The organism is Pseudomonas urethralis, from assembly GCF_021602465.1.
In the GTDB taxonomy this organism is placed as follows: domain Bacteria; phylum Pseudomonadota; class Gammaproteobacteria; order Pseudomonadales; family Pseudomonadaceae; genus Aquipseudomonas; species Aquipseudomonas vlassakiae.
Genome location: NZ_BQIJ01000002.1, coordinates 178,277 through 194,493 on the forward strand (window position 1 = coordinate 178,277; position 16,217 = coordinate 194,493).

The following is a 16,217-nucleotide window of genomic DNA, read 5'->3' on the forward strand; positions in this document are numbered from 1 at the left end:
GCGAGAGCCTCAAAGGCTCTGCAGCGTTTCCATCAGTACCCGCACCTTGGCAATCGATTCTTCGTATTCGGCCTGCCAGTTCGAGTCGGCTACCACTGCGCCGCCGCCCCAGCAACTGGCCTGGCCATCCTTGACCAGCAAGCTGCGAATGGCGATGGAGCTGTCCATCTCGCCGCGCACGTCCACGTACAGCAGCGAGCCGCAGTACAGCGCGCGACGTGTCGGTTCCAGCTCGTCGATGATCTGCATGGCGCGGATTTTCGGTGCGCCGGTGATCGAACCACCCGGGAAGCTGTCGCCGATCAGGTCCAGGGCGTCCTTGTTGCGGGCCAGCCGGCCGGTGACGCTACTGACCAGGTGATGGACGTTGGGGTAGCTTTCCAGGCTGAACAGCTCCGGCACCTTCACCGAGCCGATTTCGCAGGTGCGCCCCAGGTCGTTGCGCAGCAGGTCGACGATCATCAGGTTTTCCGAGCGATCCTTGGCGCTGTGGCGCAGCTCCTCGGCATTGCGGGCGTCCTCGGCGGGGTCGGCCGAGCGCGGGCGGGTGCCCTTGATCGGGCGGGTTTCCACCTGGCCTCGGCCGACACGGATGAAGCGTTCCGGGGAGAAGCTCAGCAGCGCACTGCCATCAGCCAGTTGCTGGTAACCGGAAAATGGCGTCGGGCAGGCTTTGCGCAAGGCCTGGTAGGCTTGCCACGGGTCACCCTGGCAAGGGGCGCGGAAGCGCTGGGTGAGGTTGATCTGGTAGCAGTCGCCTGCCTGGATGTAGCGCTGCACCTGGTCGAAGGCGGCCTTGTACTGTTCCGGCTGCAGGTCACCCTGCATGGGCGCGAGCAGCTGGAAATCACCGCACGTCGAAGTGTCGACAGTCTCGAACAGCGCCGCCAGGCGAGCCCGCTCTTCTGGGGCCAGGCTCGGGTGGAACACCAGCTGGCTGGTGCCAAGCTGGTGGTCGGTCAGCAGTGCCCAGGCGTACAGGCCCAGTTGCGAATCGGCCAAGCCCAGGTCGTCAGTCGACAGCTGCGGCAGCTGTTCCAGGCGGCGGCCGAAGTCGTAGCTCAGGTAGCCGATCAGGCCGCCGACGAAGGGCAGTTCGATGCCGGCGGGCAGCTGTGCTTCACCCAGTTGTGCCAGGCTGGCGCGCAGGCGTTCAAGGAAGGCGCGGCCATCCTCGTCGGGCTGGGCCTGCAGGTGCTGCACGGGCCAGGCGCTGAGCAGGTCGAAGCGGCCGCGCTCGGCGCCGGGGCGGGCGCTGTCGAGCAGGATCGCGCCGGGGGCCTGGCGCAGGCGGGCGAAATAGGCAGCGGGGTCAGGCTGGTAGGGCAGGGGGTGGAGCGTACAGGTCGGCATCAGTGTGGACGGCGATGAAAAAGCAAGGAGGGCGATTGTAGACCTGTGCAGAAAAAGCGCCTAGCCCTGTAGGAGCGGGCTTGCCCGCGAACATCGGCGAAGCCGGTGCCATCCACTGCGGTGGCTGCTTCGCGGGTAAACCCGCTCCCACAGGGAGCGCAGGCCCTGAGGGCAGTGCGGTACCTGTGGGAGCCGGCTTGCCGGCGGGGAGGCCCTTGAGGGTCAGCGCGGATGCACGTGCCCGAACAGGTTCTGGGCCACCCGCACACGCTGCTCGGCGTCTTCGGTAATGCCGTCCTTGGCCAGCGCTTCGATGTGCGCTTCGATGGCATGGGTGCGCTGAGTCAGCCCGGTATCGTTGGCGATCTGGATGTTCAGGCCAGGGCGGGCATTGAGTTCGAGAATCAGCGGCCCCTTGTCCTGGTCCAGCACCATGTCCACGCCGATATAGCCCAGCCCGCACAGCTCATAGCAGCCGGCGGCCAGTTTCATGAAGCCGTCCCAGTTCGGCAGCTGTACGCCGTCCACCGCGTTGGTGGTGTCGGGGTGCTTGCTGATGATGTTGTTCAGCCAGGTGCCGCGCAGGGTCACGCCGGTGGCCAGGTCGACACCCACACCGATGGCGCCCTGGTGCAGGTTGGCCTTGCCGCCGGACTGGCGGGTCGGCAGGCGCAGCATGGCCATCACCGGGTAGCCCATCAGCACGATGATGCGGATGTCCGGCACACCCTCGTAGCTGATGCTCTTGAAGATCTGGTCGGGGGTCACCCGATACTCGATCAGCGCCCGGTCTCGGTGGCCGCCAAGCGAGTACAGCCCGGTGAGGATGCTCGACACCTGGTGCTCGATTTCCTCGTGGCTGATGATCTTGCCCGACACCGTGCGGTAGCGGTCCTCGAAGCGGTCGGCGATCACCAGGATGCCGTCACCGCCAGCGCCTTGCGCTGGCTTGATGACGAAGTCGTTGCGCCCGCCGATGATCTCGTGAAGCTTTTCGATCTGCTTCTCGGTCTCGATGATGCCGTACATTTCCGGCACATGGATGCCGGCTGCGAGCGCACGCTCCTTGGTGATGATCTTGTCGTCGACGATCGGGTACAAGTGCCGCTTGTTGTACTTCAGCACGTAGTCCGCGTTGCGCCGGTTGATCCCCATGATGCCCCGGGCCTCCAGGGCTTTCCATGTCTTGATCAGGCCAAACATCAGGCGTCAGCCTTCTTCAGGAATGCCTTGAAACGCACCAGCTCGGTCAGGCGGTAGCCGCGGTAGCGACCCATCGCCAGCATGAAGCCCACCAGGATCAACAACACGGCCGGGAAGGTGAAGACGAAGTACACCAGCTCCGGCACCATCATCAGCAAGTGCGCCAGGGAGGCCGCGAACAGGGTGCCGATCGCCACTTTCATGGCATGGCCACCGCCGCGCTCTTCCCAGGTGATCGACAGGCGCTCGATGGTCATGGTCAGGATCACCATCGGGAACAGTGCCACCGACAGGCCGCGCTCCAGGCCCAGCTTGTGGCTGAACAGGCTGATGGCGGCGATCAATACCACGACAAAGGTCAGCACCACCGACAGGCGCGGCAGCATCTGCAGCTTCAGGTGTTCCAGGTACGAACGTAGCGACAGGCCCAGGGCGGTGATCACCGTGAACAGCATGATGCCGAAGCCCAGCTGGGTCTCACGGAACGCCAGGGCGATCAGCACCGGGGTAAAGGTACCCAGGGTCTGGATGCCGATCAGGTTGCGCAGGATCAGGATCACCAGCACCCCGATCGGGATCATGACCATGATCATGAAGGTCTGCTGGGTCTGCAGCGGCAAGCCGTACAGCGAGTATTCGAGGAAGTCGGCGTCGGTGTTCTCGTCAGTCAGCTTGGCCAGGCGGATGGCGTTCATCTCGCTGTTGTTCATGCTGAAGGTGACGTTGGCTTTCTTGCCGCCATCGACGGTGATCAGGTTGTCATCCCCGGTCCACCACAGCAGGCGGTCGGCCGGCAGGCCCTGTTCGCCGGTGTCCGGGTTGAAGTACAGCCAGTCGTTGCCGTTGAAGCTGCGCAGCCACAGCTCCGGGGTCTGGGGCGTATCGGCAACCAGCCGGATGGTGTGGACCTTTTCCATCGGCACATGGGCGATCGACAGCAGCAGGTCGATGACCTGGGCTTTCTTCATTGGCGAGGTGTCACCGGCCAGCAGCAGCTTGACGTTGTCGTCGTTGAGGTTGTTGACCCGCTTGATGGTCTCGCTGACAAAGGTCTCGACGTCGGCCGAGTGCTGGCGGATAGGGGCCATCAGGGCTTCGGCGGCGATTTTTTCCGGGCCTTCGATGGCCAGGCTGTCACGGAAGGTCGGGCCTTTGATGGCGGACTTTTCGTTGCTGTAGCGCTTGGTCAGCACCAGCCGGTAGTACAGGGTCTGATTACCGCTGACACGGCGCGCTGACCAGGTCACCTTGCGGTTGCCGTCGGCGCGGTTGACGCTCACCCCATAGTTGTTGGAGATGAAGCTCTCGTTGAGGCTGACGTAGTCGCGGTTCAGCGGCGGCACGAACATCTGGATCTTGACCGGGTCCTTGGAGCTGGCGATGAACTCGACCTTGGCGTCGATGTTCCACAGGTCATCGGTCTCGTCTTCGGTCACCGGGATGCCGAGCACGAAGATCTGATAGGCCGTGACCGCCACGCCGAGCAACACCAGCACGGTGATCAGGACTTTCAGATGGAGGGTAAGAGAGCGCATCGGGATTACTCTGCTTTGGTAGCGTCGGTGGCACAGGCAGGTTTGCCGGCCGCGTATTTAAGGCTTGGGTCGACCAGCGCGTCGAAGTGCTTGAGCGCCTCGGAGCCGATCAGCAACGGGAACTGGAAGGCGCTGCGGTCGGTGAGGTTGACTTCGATGGTGCGCCGGGCCTGGCCCATGCAGATTTCCAGTTCGATGACCGGGCGGGCGGTGTAGGCCTTGCCGGATTCCGCATCATAGTCGCCGGCGCGGCGTTTGATCTTGCTCACGCGGGCCAGGGGGCGCTCGATGGGGTGCGAATGGGCGGCGTCGATGGCCAGGTAGAAGCGCACCCAGCTTTCGCCGTTGCGCTTGAAGCGTTTGATGTCACGGGCACTGAGCGACGCAGTCTTGGCCCCGGTGTCGAGCTTGGCGGCCACTTCCAGGTCGAGGTCGCCAAGCCGGGCGTATTCGTTCAGACCGTACACGGTCTTGCCCGCCGCCTGGCCAAGGGCCGGCAGCAGGGCGAGGCATAACAGCAATAATACGGGTGTAAGTCTCATAGTCCTGGCGCGATGCTGAGCTGTGCAGGGTGCGGGGCAACGGTGACTGGCAACGGCTGCACAAGCTTCCTCGTTCATCTGTCAACAACATGAATTGATGACAAATACACTATCGATACCCCCTTGGAGGCGCGGCATTCTATCACGCCGACGTCTTGACGCCAGCGTGAAGCGATCTGACAACGCCATCACTGGGTAAGTTCGTTCTTAGACGATTGTCGACAATGTTGATTTTGTCTTTGACTGTGGGCCGCTGATTCGCTAGTTTCTGCTCAAGTGATTAGCAAGGTGTCGACAATATGCTGGACATCACCACCCCAAGCCCTGCTGAAGCAGACGAAACGGAAACCTTGTCCGAGAATGTCTTCCGGCGTATCCAGGCGGCGATCGTCAAGGGCGACATTGCCCCCGGCAGCAAGATCTCCGAGCCCGAGCTGGCACGCACCTATGGCATCAGCCGCGGCCCGCTGCGCGAGGCCATCCATCGGCTGGAGGGGCAGCGCCTGCTGGTGCGGGTACCGCATGTCGGCGCGCGGGTGGTTTCGCTCAACCACGCCGAACTGATCGAGCTGTACGAAATCCGCGAGTCGCTGGAAGGCATGGCCTGCCGCCTGGCAGCCGAGCGCATGAGCCAGGCCGACATCGACGAGCTGCGCCGGGTGCTCGATACCCATGAGCGCGATGCCGCGTTCCAGGCCGGGCTTGGCTACTACCAGCAGGAAGGCGACTACGACTTCCATTACCGCATCATCCAGGGCAGCGGCAACCAGACCCTGGTCAAGATGCTCTGCGGCGAGCTGTATCAACTGGTGCGCATGTACCGCATCCAGTTTTCCGCCACGCCCAACCGGCCGCGTCAGGCCTTTGCCGAACACCACCGCATTCTCGATGCCATTGCCGACCGTGACGGCGAACTGGCCGAACTCCTGATGCGCCGCCATATCGGCGCGTCCAAGCGCAACATCGAGCGTCACTATCTGGACGCCAACAACAACAGCCCACGAGGTGAGAAATGACTGTGAACAGCACCCCCGGTCAGCGTTTCCGCGACGCCGTTGCCGCCGAACACCCGCTGCAAGTGGTCGGCGCGATCAACGCCAACCATGCACTGCTGGCCAAGCGTGCCGGTTTCAAAGCCATCTACCTGTCGGGTGGCGGTGTTGCTGCCGGCTCACTGGGCCTGCCTGACCTGGGCATCAGTGGCCTGGATGATGTGCTGACCGATGTGCGCCGCATCACCGATGTCTGCGACGTGCCCTTGCTGGTGGATGTCGACACCGGTTTCGGCGCTTCGGCCTTCAACGTCGCCCGCACCGTGCGTTCGATGTGCAAGTTCGGCGCTGCGGCCATCCACATCGAGGACCAGGTTGGCGCCAAACGCTGCGGCCACCGCCCGAACAAAGAAATCGTCAGCCAGCAGGAGATGGTCGACCGCATCAAGGCGGCAGTGGATGCCCGCACCGATCACAGCTTCGTGATCATGGCGCGCACCGACGCCCTGGCGGTGGAAGGTCTGAACGCCGCCCTGGACCGGGCTGCTGCCTGCATCGAGGCCGGCGCCGACATGATCTTCCCGGAAGCCATCACCGAACTGTCGATGTACAAGACCTTCGCCGACCGCGTGCAGGCACCGATCCTGGCCAACATCACCGAGTTTGGCGCCACGCCGCTGTACACCACCGAAGAACTGGCCTCGGTCGACGTGTCGCTGGTGCTGTACCCGCTGTCGGCGTTCCGGGCCATGAACAAGGCGGCTGAAAACGTCTATACCGCACTGCGCCGCGACGGTACCCAGAAGAACGTGATCGACACCATGCAGACCCGCATGGAGCTTTACGACGCCATTGGCTACCACGCTTTCGAGCAGAGCCTCGACGCGCTGTTTGCCCAGAAGAGAGGTTGAGCGCACCGCTCCCGAATCAGCCAGATCGCTTCCATAACAAGTTCAAGAAAGGAGAAACACCATGGCCGAAGCAAAAGTACTCAGTGGCGCTGGCCTGCGCGGCCAGGTGGCCGGCCAGACTGCTCTGTCGACCGTGGGCCAGGCCGGCGCAGGCCTGACCTACCGTGGCTACGACGTCCGTGACCTGGCCGCCGGTGCCGAGTTCGAGGAAGTCGCCTACCTGCTGCTGTACGGCGAGCTGCCGAGCAAGGCGGAGCTGGCCGACTACAAACGCAAGCTCAAGGGCCTGCGTGACCTGCCCCAGGCGCTGAAAGAGGTGCTCGAACGCATCCCCCGCGACGCCCATCCGATGGATGTGATGCGCACCGGTTGCTCGGTGCTCGGCACCCTGGAGCCGGAGCTGACCTTCGACGCCCAGCGCGAGAAGACCGACCGCCTGCTGGCGCTGTTCCCTGCGGTGATGTGCTACTGGTACCGCTTCACCCACCATGGCGTGCGCATCGACTGCACCAGCGACGAAGACACCCTCGGCGGCCACTTCCTGCACCTGCTGCATGGCAAGAAGCCAAGCGAGCTGCACGTCAAGGTGATGAACGTGTCGCTGATCCTCTACGCCGAGCATGAGTTCAATGCCTCGACCTTCACTGCGCGGGTTTGCGCGTCGACCCTGTCCGACCTGTACTCCTGCGTCACCGCCGCCATCGGCTCGCTGCGCGGTCCGCTGCACGGTGGTGCCAACGAAGCGGCGATGGAGCTGATCGAGCGCTTCCAGAGCCCGCAGGAGGCCACCGCCGAACTGCTGCGCATGCTCGAGCGCAAGGACAAGATCATGGGCTTCGGCCACGCGATCTACAAAGAGTCCGACCCGCGCAACGAGGTGATCAAGGGCTGGTCGAAGCAGCTTGCCGACCAGGTCGGTGACACGGTCCTGTATCCGGTCTCCGAAGCCATCGACAAGACCATGTGGGAGCAGAAGCGCCTGTTCCCCAACGCCGACTTCTACCATGCCTCGGCGTACCACTTCATGGGCATCCCGACCAAGCTGTTCACCCCGATCTTCGTCTGCTCGCGCCTGACCGGCTGGGCCGCGCACGTGTTCGAACAGCGCGCCAACAACCGCATCATCCGCCCGAGCGCCGAGTATGTCGGCGTCGAACAGCGCCAGTTCGTACCGATCGAGCAGCGCTGAACCCTAGAGTGCCGGGGCTGCTGCGCAGCCCTTTCGCGACGCAAGGCCGCTCCCACAGGTGCGGCGCAGTCCCTGTGGGAGCGGCCTTGCGTCGCGAAAGGGGCGCGCAGCGCCCCCAAGGGCCAGACCTGCACACCCGAATACCGTGACCGAGCCTGATAACGTATGAATACTGCATTTCGCAAGAACCTGCCAGGCACCGCCCTGGACTACTTCGATGCCCGCGCCGCCGTCGAGGCCATCAAGCCCGGTGCCTACGACAGCCTGCCGTATACCTCCCGCGTACTGGCCGAAAACCTGGTGCGCCGCTGCGACCCGGCCAGCCTCGACGCCTCGCTAGGCCAGCTGATCGAGCGCAAGCGCGACCTCGACTTCCCCTGGTTCCCGGCGCGCGTGGTGTGCCATGACATCCTTGGCCAGACCGCTCTGGTCGACCTCGCCGGCCTGCGTGATGCGATCGCCGACAAAGGCGGCGACCCGGCTCAGGTCAACCCGGTGGTGCCGGTGCAGTTGATCGTCGATCACTCCCTGGCCGTGGAGTGCGGTGGCTTCGACCCGCAGGCGTTCGAGAAGAATCGCGCCATCGAAGACCGCCGTAACGAAGACCGTTTCCATTTCATCAACTGGACCAAGAAGGCGTTCAAGAACGTCGACGTGATCCAGCCCGGCAACGGCATCATGCACCAGATCAACCTGGAGAAAATGTCGCCGGTCATTCACAGCGACCGCGGCGTGGCCTACCCGGACACCTGCGTCGGCACCGACAGCCACACCCCGCATGTCGATGCCCTGGGCGTTATCGCCATCGGTGTCGGTGGCCTTGAAGCCGAAAACGTCATGCTTGGCCGTGCCTCGTGGATGCGCCTGCCGGAAATCATCGGCGTCGAGCTGACCGGCAAGCTGGCGCCGAACATCACCGCCACCGACCTGGTATTGGCCCTTACCGAGTTCCTGCGCAAGCAGAAAGTGGTTGGCGCCTACCTCGAGTTCCATGGCGAAGGCGCACGTGCCCTGACCCTGGGCGACCGTGCGACCATTTCCAACATGGCCCCGGAGTACGGCGCCACCGCTGCGATGTTCGCCATCGACCAGCAGACCATCGACTACCTCAAGCTGACCGGCCGTGATGACCAGCAGGTGCAGTTGGTGGAAATCTATGCCAAGGTCGCCGGGCTGTGGGCCGACAGCCTGGCCAAGGCCGAATACGAACGCAGCCTGAGCTTCGACCTGTCGAGCGTGGTGCGCAACATGGCCGGCCCGTCCAACCCGCATGCCCGCGTCGCTACCAGCGACCTGGCGGCCAAGGGCATCGCTGGCGCCTGGGAAGAAGTACCGGGGCAGATGCCTGACGGTGCGGTGATCATCGCCGCCATCACCAGCTGCACCAACACCAGCAACCCGCGCAACGTGATTGCCGCAGGCCTGCTGGCGCGCAACGCCAACAAGCTCGGCCTCAACCGCAAGCCGTGGGTCAAGTCGTCGCTGGCACCCGGCTCCAAGGCCGTGCAGCTGTACCTGGAAGAAGCGGGGCTGGAAAAGGAACTGGAGCAACTGGGCTTTGGCATCGTCGCCTTCGCCTGCACCACCTGCAACGGCATGTCCGGCGCACTGGACCCGGTGATCCAGCAGGAAATCATCGACCGGGACCTGTACGCCACCGCCGTGCTGTCGGGCAACCGCAACTTCGATGGGCGTATCCACCCGTATGCCAAGCAAGCGTTCCTTGCTTCGCCGCCGCTGGTGGTGGCCTATGCGATTGCCGGCACCATCCGTTTCGACATCGAAAAGGACGTGCTGGGCGTGGTCGACGGCAAGGAAATCCGCCTCAAGGACATCTGGCCGAGCGACGAGGAAATCGACGCGGTAGTGCGTGCGGCGGTCAAGCCGGAGCAGTTCCGCAAGGTCTATATCCCGATGTTCGCCATCGAGGAAGAGCGCGGGCCGAAAGTCGCGCCACTCTACGACTGGCGCCCGATGAGCACCTATATCCGCCGCCCGCCGTACTGGGAAGGCGCCCTGGCTGGCGAGCGTACCCTGCGCGGCATGCGCCCGCTGGCGGTACTGCCGGACAACATCACCACCGACCACCTGTCGCCATCCAACGCCATCCTCCTCGACAGTGCCGCCGGTGAGTACCTGGCGAAGATGGGCCTGCCGGAAGAGGACTTCAATTCCTATGCCACCCACCGCGGCGACCACCTGACCGCCCAGCGCGCCACCTTCGCCAACCCCAAGCTGTTCAACGAAATGGTGCGCAACGAAGACGGCAGCGTGAAGCAAGGCTCGCTGGCGCGCATCGAGCCGGAAGGCAAGGTGACCCGCATGTGGGAAGCCATCGAGACCTACATGGCGCGCAAGCAGCCGCTGATCATCGTGGCCGGTGGCGACTATGGCCAGGGCTCGTCCCGCGACTGGGCGGCCAAGGGCGTGCGCCTGGCGGGTGTCGAGGCGATCGTCGCCGAGGGCTTCGAGCGCATTCACCGCACCAACCTGGTGGGCATGGGCGTTTTGCCACTGGAATTCAAGCCGGGCACCGACCGCAAGACCCTGGGCCTGGATGGCAGCGAGACCTATGACGTGCTCGGCGAGCGCAAGCCACGGGCGACGTTGACCCTGGTGGTGACGCGACGCAATGGCGAGCGTGTCGAAGTGCCAGTGACCTGCCGCCTGGACACTGCCGAGGAAGTGTCGATCTATGAGGCGGGCGGGGTGCTGCAGCGCTTTGCCCAGGACTTCCTCGAAGCGACCGCTTGAACAGGACTTGAACATGGCACATGTAGCGCAAGTGAAAATCCCCGCCACTTACATCCGTGGCGGCACCAGCAAGGGCGTGTTCTTCCGCCTGCAAGACCTGCCGGAAACGGCCCAGGTCCCGGGCCCGGCCCGCGACGCCTTGCTGCTGCGGGTAATCGGCAGCCCCGACCCTTATGCCAAACAGATCGACGGCATGGGCGGCGCCACTTCGAGCACCAGCAAGACGGTCATCCTGTCGAAGAGCATCAAGCCCGGGCACGATGTCGACTACCTGTTCGGCCAGGTCGCCATCGACAAGGCTTTCGTCGACTGGAGCGGCAACTGCGGCAACCTGTCTGCGGCGGTCGGCTCGTTCGCCATCAGCAACGGCCTGGTCGACCCGGCGCGCATTCCGCGCAATGGCATCGCCACTGTGCGCATCTGGCAGGCCAACATCGGCAAGACCATCATCGCCCATGTGCCGATCACCGAAGGTGAAGTGCAGGAAACCGGCGACTTCGAACTCGACGGCGTGACCTTCCCGGCCGCCGAAGTGCAATTGGAGTTCCTCGATCCGGCCGCCGACGAGGATGGCGACGGTGGGGCAATGTTCCCCACCGGCAACCTGGTGGACGACCTGGAAGTGCCGGGGGTGGGCACCTTCAAGGCGACCTTGATCAACGCTGGCATCCCGACCGTGTTCGTCAATGCCGCCGACATCGGTTACACCGGTACCGAGTTGCAGGATGCGATCAATGGCGACCCCCAGGCGCTGCAGCGCTTCGAGACCATTCGTGCCTACGGAGCCGTGCGCATGGGCCTGATCGAGCATGTCGACCAGGCTGCCGGGCGTCAGCACACGCCGAAGGTGGCTTTCGTTGCGCCGCCGAGCACCTACACTGCGTCCAGTGGCAAGGCGGTTGCGGCCGGTGACATCGACCTGCTGGTGCGTGCGCTGTCGATGGGCAAGCTGCACCACGCGATGATGGGGACCGCAGCCGTGGCCATCGGCACCGCTGCTGCCATTCCGGGCACGCTGGTCAATCTCGCCGCGGGCGGGGGCGAGCGCAGTGCCGTGCGGTTTGGCCATCCGTCCGGCACGCTGCGGGTTGGTGCCGAGGCGCGCCAGGTGGATGGCGAATGGACGGTGACCAAGGCAATCATGAGCCGCAGTGCTCGCGTGCTGATGGAGGGCTGGGTTCGCGTGCCTGGCGACAGCTTCTAACGCACCACTGGCGCTCGGCTTGGGATGAGTAGGGCCGCAAAGCGGCCCCAACTTCACAGGAGCTGGCTATGAGCGCCAACGTGGACCTGAACGACCGCCCGGACTACGACCGGGTGCTGCAAACCCTCGCCGACTACGCCCTCGGCTACCGCGTCGAATCCCCTGAAGCCCTGGACACCGCACGCAACTGCCTGATGGACACCCTCGGCTGCGGCCTGCTGGCCTTGCGCTTCCCCGAGTGCACCAAGCTCCTTGGCCCGCTGGTGGAAGGCACCGTGGTGCCCAATGGTGCGCGCGTACCGGGTACCGCCTATCGCCTCGACCCGGTCAAGGCCGCCTGGGACATCGGCTGCACCGTGCGCTGGCTGGACTATAACGACACCTGGCTGGCTGCCGAGTGGGCGCATCCTTCGGACAATCTTGGCGGCATCCTCGCCGTTGCCGATCACCTGTCACAGAAGCGCGTGGCTGCTGGTGAGGCGCCGCTGCTGATGCGTGAGGTGCTGCAAGCGATGGTCATGGCCCACGAGATCCAAGGCGTGCTGGCGCTGGAAAACTCATTCAACCGCGTCGGCCTGGATCACGTGATTCTGGTCAAGGTAGCCTCCACCGCCGTGTGCGCCCGGCTGATGGGTGCCAACCGCGAGCAGATGTTATCGGCCTTGTCCCATGCCTTCGTCGATGGCCAGGCGCTGCGCACCTATCGCCATGCCCCCAATGCCGGCTCGCGCAAGTCCTGGGCGGCCGGGGACGCTTCCAGCCGCGGCGTGCGCCTGGCCGATATCGCGCTGCGTGGCGAGATGGGCGTGCCGGGCGTGCTGACTGCGCCGCAGTGGGGGTTTCATGACGTCTCGTTCAGCCACACCAACAAGGACCTGGCGGTGAAGCCCTCCGGCCAGTATGAGCTGCGTCTGCCGCAACCCCTGGGCAGTTACGTGATGGAGAATGTGCTGTTCAAGGTCAGCTTCCCGGCCGAATTCCACGCCCAGACCGCCTGTGAGGCGGCGGTCACCCTGCACCCTCTGGTGCGTAACCGCCTGCATGAGATCGACCGCATCGTCATCACCACCCAGGAATCGGCGATCCGTATCATTTCCAAGAGCGGCCCGTTGGCCAATGCCGCTGACCGTGACCATTGCCTGCAATACATGGTGGCGGTGCCGCTGATCTTCGGCCACCTGGTGGCCGAGCATTATGAAGATGCCTTCCATGCCAATCACCCGAGCATCGATCGCCTGCGCGAGAAAATGGAGGTGGTTGAAGACCCGCGCTTCAGTCGCGAGTATCTGGAAGCCGACAAGCGCTCGATCGCCAATGCCGTGCAGGTGTTCTTCAAGGATGGCAGCTGTACCGAGCAGGTGCTGGTGGAGTACCCGATCGGGCATCGGCGGCGGCGTGAGGAGGGGATACCGCTGCTGGAGGCCAAGTTCAGGAGCAACCTGGCAACGCGCTTTGTGCGGCAGCGGTGTCAGCAGATTTTCGAGCTGTGCAAGGACCAGCAGAAGCTGGAGCAGATGGCGGTGCACAGGTTTGTGGATCTGTTCGTGATCTGAGGTTGCCTGCGTCGGCCTCTTCGCGGCTAAAGCCGCTCCCACAGGTTCTCCACAGGTCCTGAAAACTGTGGGGTCCCTGTGGGAGCGGCTTTAGCCGCGAAGAGGCCTGTACAGGAGGCACAAAAAAGCCCCGGCATCGCTGCCGGGGCTTTGTTTTACTGCTTACAACTCAGCTTACGCCTGAACCACCGGGATCTTGGCGTTGGCAGCCGCTTCACGGAACTCGGCGATCTGGTCGAAGCTCAGGTAGCGGTAGACGTCGGCAGCCATGCTGTCGATGTCTTTGGCGTACTGCATGTACTCTTCGACGGTCGGCAGCTTGCCGAGGATCGATGCGACCGCAGCCAGCTCGGCCGAGGCCAGGTACACATTGGTGGCGTCGCCCAGACGGTTCGGGAAGTTACGGGTCGAGGTGGAAACCACGGTCGAACCGGTCTGCACACGTGCCTGGTTACCCATGCACAGCGAGCAGCCTGGCATTTCCATGCGTGCACCGGCCTTGCCGTAGATGCCGTAGTAGCCTTCTTCGGTCAGCTGGTGGGCGTCCATCTTGGTCGGCGGGGCCAGCCACAGACGGGTCGGGATACCGCCCTTGACCTTGTCCAGCAGCTTGCCGGCAGCGCGGAAGTGACCGATGTTGGTCATGCACGAACCGATGAACACTTCGTCGATCTTCTCGCCCTGTACCGAGGACAGCAGGCGGGCATCGTCCGGGTCGTTCGGCGCGCAGAGCACAGGCTCCTTGACGTCGGCCAGGTCGATTTCGATGATTTCGGCGTATTCGGCATCGGCGTCGGCCGACAGCAGCTCAGGCTTGGCCAGCCAGGCTTCCATGGCCTGGGCACGACGCTCCAGGGTGCGGGCATCGCCGTAGCCTTCGCCGATCATCCAGCGCAGCAGGGTGATGTTGGACTGCAGGTACTCGGCGATGGCCTTTTCCGGCAGCTTGATGGTGCAGCCTGCGGCGGAACGCTCGGCCGAGGCGTCGGACAGCTCGAAGGCTTGCTCGACGGTCAGGTCGTCCAGGCCTTCGATTTCCAGGATGCGGCCGGAGAAGGCGTTCTTCTTGCCTTTCTTCTCGACGGTCAGCAGGCCCTTCTGGATCGCGTAGTAAGGGATGGCATGAACCAGGTCACGCAGGGTGATGCCAGGTTGCAGTTTGCCCTTGAAGCGCACCAGGATCGATTCTGGCATGTCCAGCGGCATGACGCCGGTGGCGGCGGCGAAGGCCACCAGGCCGGAACCGGCCGGGAACGAGATGCCGATCGGGAAGCGGGTGTGCGAGTCACCACCGGTACCTACGGTGTCAGGCATCAGCATGCGGTTCAGCCAGCTGTGGATGATGCCATCGCCTGGGCGCAGCGACACGCCGCCACGGGTGCGGATGAAGTCTGGCAGGGTGTGGTGGGTGTTGACGTCGATCGGCTTCGGATAGGCTGCGGTGTGGCAGAACGACTGCATCACCAGGTCAGCGGAGAAGCCCAGGCACGCCAGGTCTTTCAGTTCGTCGCGAGTCATCGGGCCAGTGGTGTCCTGGGAACCGACGGTGGTCATCTTCGGCTCGCAGTAGGCACCCGGGCGCACGCCCTGGCCTTCTGGCAGGCCACAGGCGCGGCCAACCATCTTCTGCGCCAGGGTGAAGCCTTTGCCGGTGTCGGCAGGCTGCTCTGGCTTCTTGAACAGGTCGGAAGGGCCCAGGCCCAGTTCGGCTCGGGCCTTTTCGGTCAGGCCACGGCCAACGATCAGCGGGATACGGCCGCCAGCGCGGACTTCGTCCAGCAGTACTTCGGTTTTCAGCGCGAACTCGGTGACCAGCTCGTCGCTGCCGTGACGGCGCACTTCACCTTTGAACGGGTAGACGTCGATGACGTCGCCCATGGCCAGGTTGGTGCAGTCGAATTCGATCGGCAGGGCGCCGGCGTCTTCCATGGTGTTGTAGAAGATCGGGGCGATCTTGGTGCCGAAGCAGAAGCCACCGGCGCGCTTGTTCGGCACGTACGGGATGTCGTCGCCGAAGAACCACAGCACCGAGTTGGTGGCGGATTTACGCGAAGAACCGGTACCGACCACGTCACCGACGTAGGCAACCGGGAAGCCCTTGGCCTTGACCGCTTCGATCTGTGCCAGCGGGCCGACCGAACCAGGCTGCTGTGGTTCGATGCCATCACGGGCCATTTTCAGCATGGCCAGGGCGTGCAGCGGGATGTCAGGGCGCGACCAGGCGTCCGGGGCAGGGGACAGGTCGTCGGTGTTGGTTTCGCCAGGCACCTTGAACACGGTCAGGGTGTACTTGTCGGCGATGGCCGGACGCGAGGTGAACCACTCGCCTGCAGCCCAGGATTCCAGCACGGCCTTGGCGTGAACGTTGCCGGCCTTGGCTTTTTCGGCCACATCGTGGAAGGCATCGAACATCAGCAGGGTGTGCTTGAGCTGTTCGGCCGCGACGGCGCCCAGTTCGGCGTCGTCGAGCAGCGCGACCAGCGTCTCGATGTTGTAGCCGCCCTGCATGGTGCCCAGCAGTTCAGCAGCGTGCTTGCGGTCGATCAGTGGCGATTTGGCTTCGCCCTTGGCGACGGCGGAGAGGAAAGCGGCCTTGACGTAGGCAGCTTCGTCGACCCCTGGCGGAACGCGGTTGGTGATCAGGTCTACGAGGAAGGCTTCTTCGCCGGCCGGCGGGTTTTTCAGCAGCTCGACCAGGCCTGCAGTTTGTTCGGCGTTCAGCGGCTGGGGCACGATACCCAGGGCGGCACGCTCTTCGATGTGTTTGCGGTAGGCTTCAAGCACAGTTATTACCCTCATCAGTGGTCCCTAAAGGGGGTCCGGGACGCTCATCCAGCATTCGATGCACCCATGCGCTGCCACGGCTTTGTGGGCCGCCCAGCCAGAGTCGCAAAGAATCCTTACAGAAGCTGCTTTCAAAGTTTTACGCCTGCAGAACGGGAGCTGATGAGGGCTGGCACGGGCATGCGAGGGTGCATGGC

11 protein-coding genes are annotated in these 16,217 nt (G+C 64.0%); 6 read left to right on the top strand and 5 right to left on the bottom strand.

The window, feature by feature from the left end; translation table 11 throughout:
- Positions 1 to 9 precede the first annotated feature (9 nt).
- The 4 genes from pabB to rloA all read right to left on the bottom strand — a co-directional run bounded on the left by pabB (position 10) and on the right by rloA (position 4,633).
- Positions 10 to 1,353, bottom strand: coding sequence for an aminodeoxychorismate synthase component I (gene pabB, locus L6D64_RS03630; protein ID WP_176507458.1), 1,344 nt, complete (start codon positions 1,351 to 1,353; stop codon positions 10 to 12).
- Between the two features lie 222 nt (positions 1,354 to 1,575).
- Positions 1,576 to 2,556 (bottom strand): alpha-L-glutamate ligase-like protein, encoded by a 981-nt coding sequence (locus L6D64_RS03635; protein WP_176507459.1) that lies wholly within the window; start codon positions 2,554 to 2,556, stop codon positions 1,576 to 1,578.
- The gene (rloB, locus tag L6D64_RS03640; RefSeq protein ID WP_176507460.1) at positions 2,556 to 4,091 is read right to left on the bottom strand and encodes an osmotic stress tolerance membrane protein RloB; all 1,536 of its coding nucleotides are present in this window, start codon (positions 4,089 to 4,091) and stop codon (positions 2,556 to 2,558) included. The genes L6D64_RS03635 and rloB overlap by 1 nt, the downstream gene beginning before the upstream one ends.
- A 5-nt stretch (positions 4,092 to 4,096) precedes the next feature.
- On the bottom strand, positions 4,097 to 4,633 hold the full coding sequence (gene rloA, locus L6D64_RS03645) for a retropepsin-like aspartic peptidase RloA (protein WP_176507461.1): 537 nt from the start codon (positions 4,631 to 4,633) through the stop codon (positions 4,097 to 4,099).
- Between the two features lie 299 nt (positions 4,634 to 4,932).
- Between rloA and L6D64_RS03650 the strand changes: the two genes are divergently transcribed.
- The 6 genes from L6D64_RS03650 (at position 4,933) to prpD (ending at position 13,236) form a co-directional block, all read left to right on the top strand.
- Complete coding sequence (locus L6D64_RS03650; RefSeq protein WP_054883577.1) at positions 4,933 to 5,649, top strand: GntR family transcriptional regulator; 717 nt, start codon at positions 4,933 to 4,935, stop codon at positions 5,647 to 5,649.
- Positions 5,646 to 6,536, top strand: coding sequence for a methylisocitrate lyase (gene prpB, locus L6D64_RS03655; RefSeq protein ID WP_176507462.1), 891 nt, complete (start codon positions 5,646 to 5,648; stop codon positions 6,534 to 6,536). The genes L6D64_RS03650 and prpB overlap by 4 nt, the downstream gene beginning before the upstream one ends.
- A gap of 61 nt (positions 6,537 to 6,597) precedes the next feature.
- On the top strand, positions 6,598 to 7,725 hold the full coding sequence (gene prpC, locus L6D64_RS03660) for a bifunctional 2-methylcitrate synthase/citrate synthase (RefSeq protein WP_060483892.1): 1,128 nt from the start codon (positions 6,598 to 6,600) through the stop codon (positions 7,723 to 7,725).
- Between the two features lie 165 nt (positions 7,726 to 7,890).
- The gene (gene acnD, locus L6D64_RS03665; protein ID WP_176507463.1) at positions 7,891 to 10,479 is read left to right on the top strand and encodes a Fe/S-dependent 2-methylisocitrate dehydratase AcnD; all 2,589 of its coding nucleotides are present in this window, start codon (positions 7,891 to 7,893) and stop codon (positions 10,477 to 10,479) included.
- 13 nt (positions 10,480 to 10,492) lie between these two features.
- A complete protein-coding gene (gene prpF, locus L6D64_RS03670) occupies positions 10,493 to 11,683 on the top strand; it encodes a 2-methylaconitate cis-trans isomerase PrpF (protein WP_176507464.1) in 1,191 nt (396 codons plus the stop codon).
- 68 nt (positions 11,684 to 11,751) lie between these two features.
- Positions 11,752 to 13,236 (top strand): 2-methylcitrate dehydratase, encoded by a 1,485-nt coding sequence (gene prpD, locus L6D64_RS03675; protein ID WP_176507465.1) that lies wholly within the window; start codon positions 11,752 to 11,754, stop codon positions 13,234 to 13,236.
- A 174-nt stretch (positions 13,237 to 13,410) separates the two neighbouring features.
- On the opposite strand, the gene acnB is transcribed toward prpD, so the two are convergent.
- Entirely contained in the window at positions 13,411 to 16,020 is a 2,610-nt protein-coding gene (gene acnB / locus L6D64_RS03680; RefSeq protein ID WP_054883583.1) for a bifunctional aconitate hydratase 2/2-methylisocitrate dehydratase, read from the bottom strand.
- Between the last annotated feature and the right edge of the window lie 197 nt (positions 16,021 to 16,217).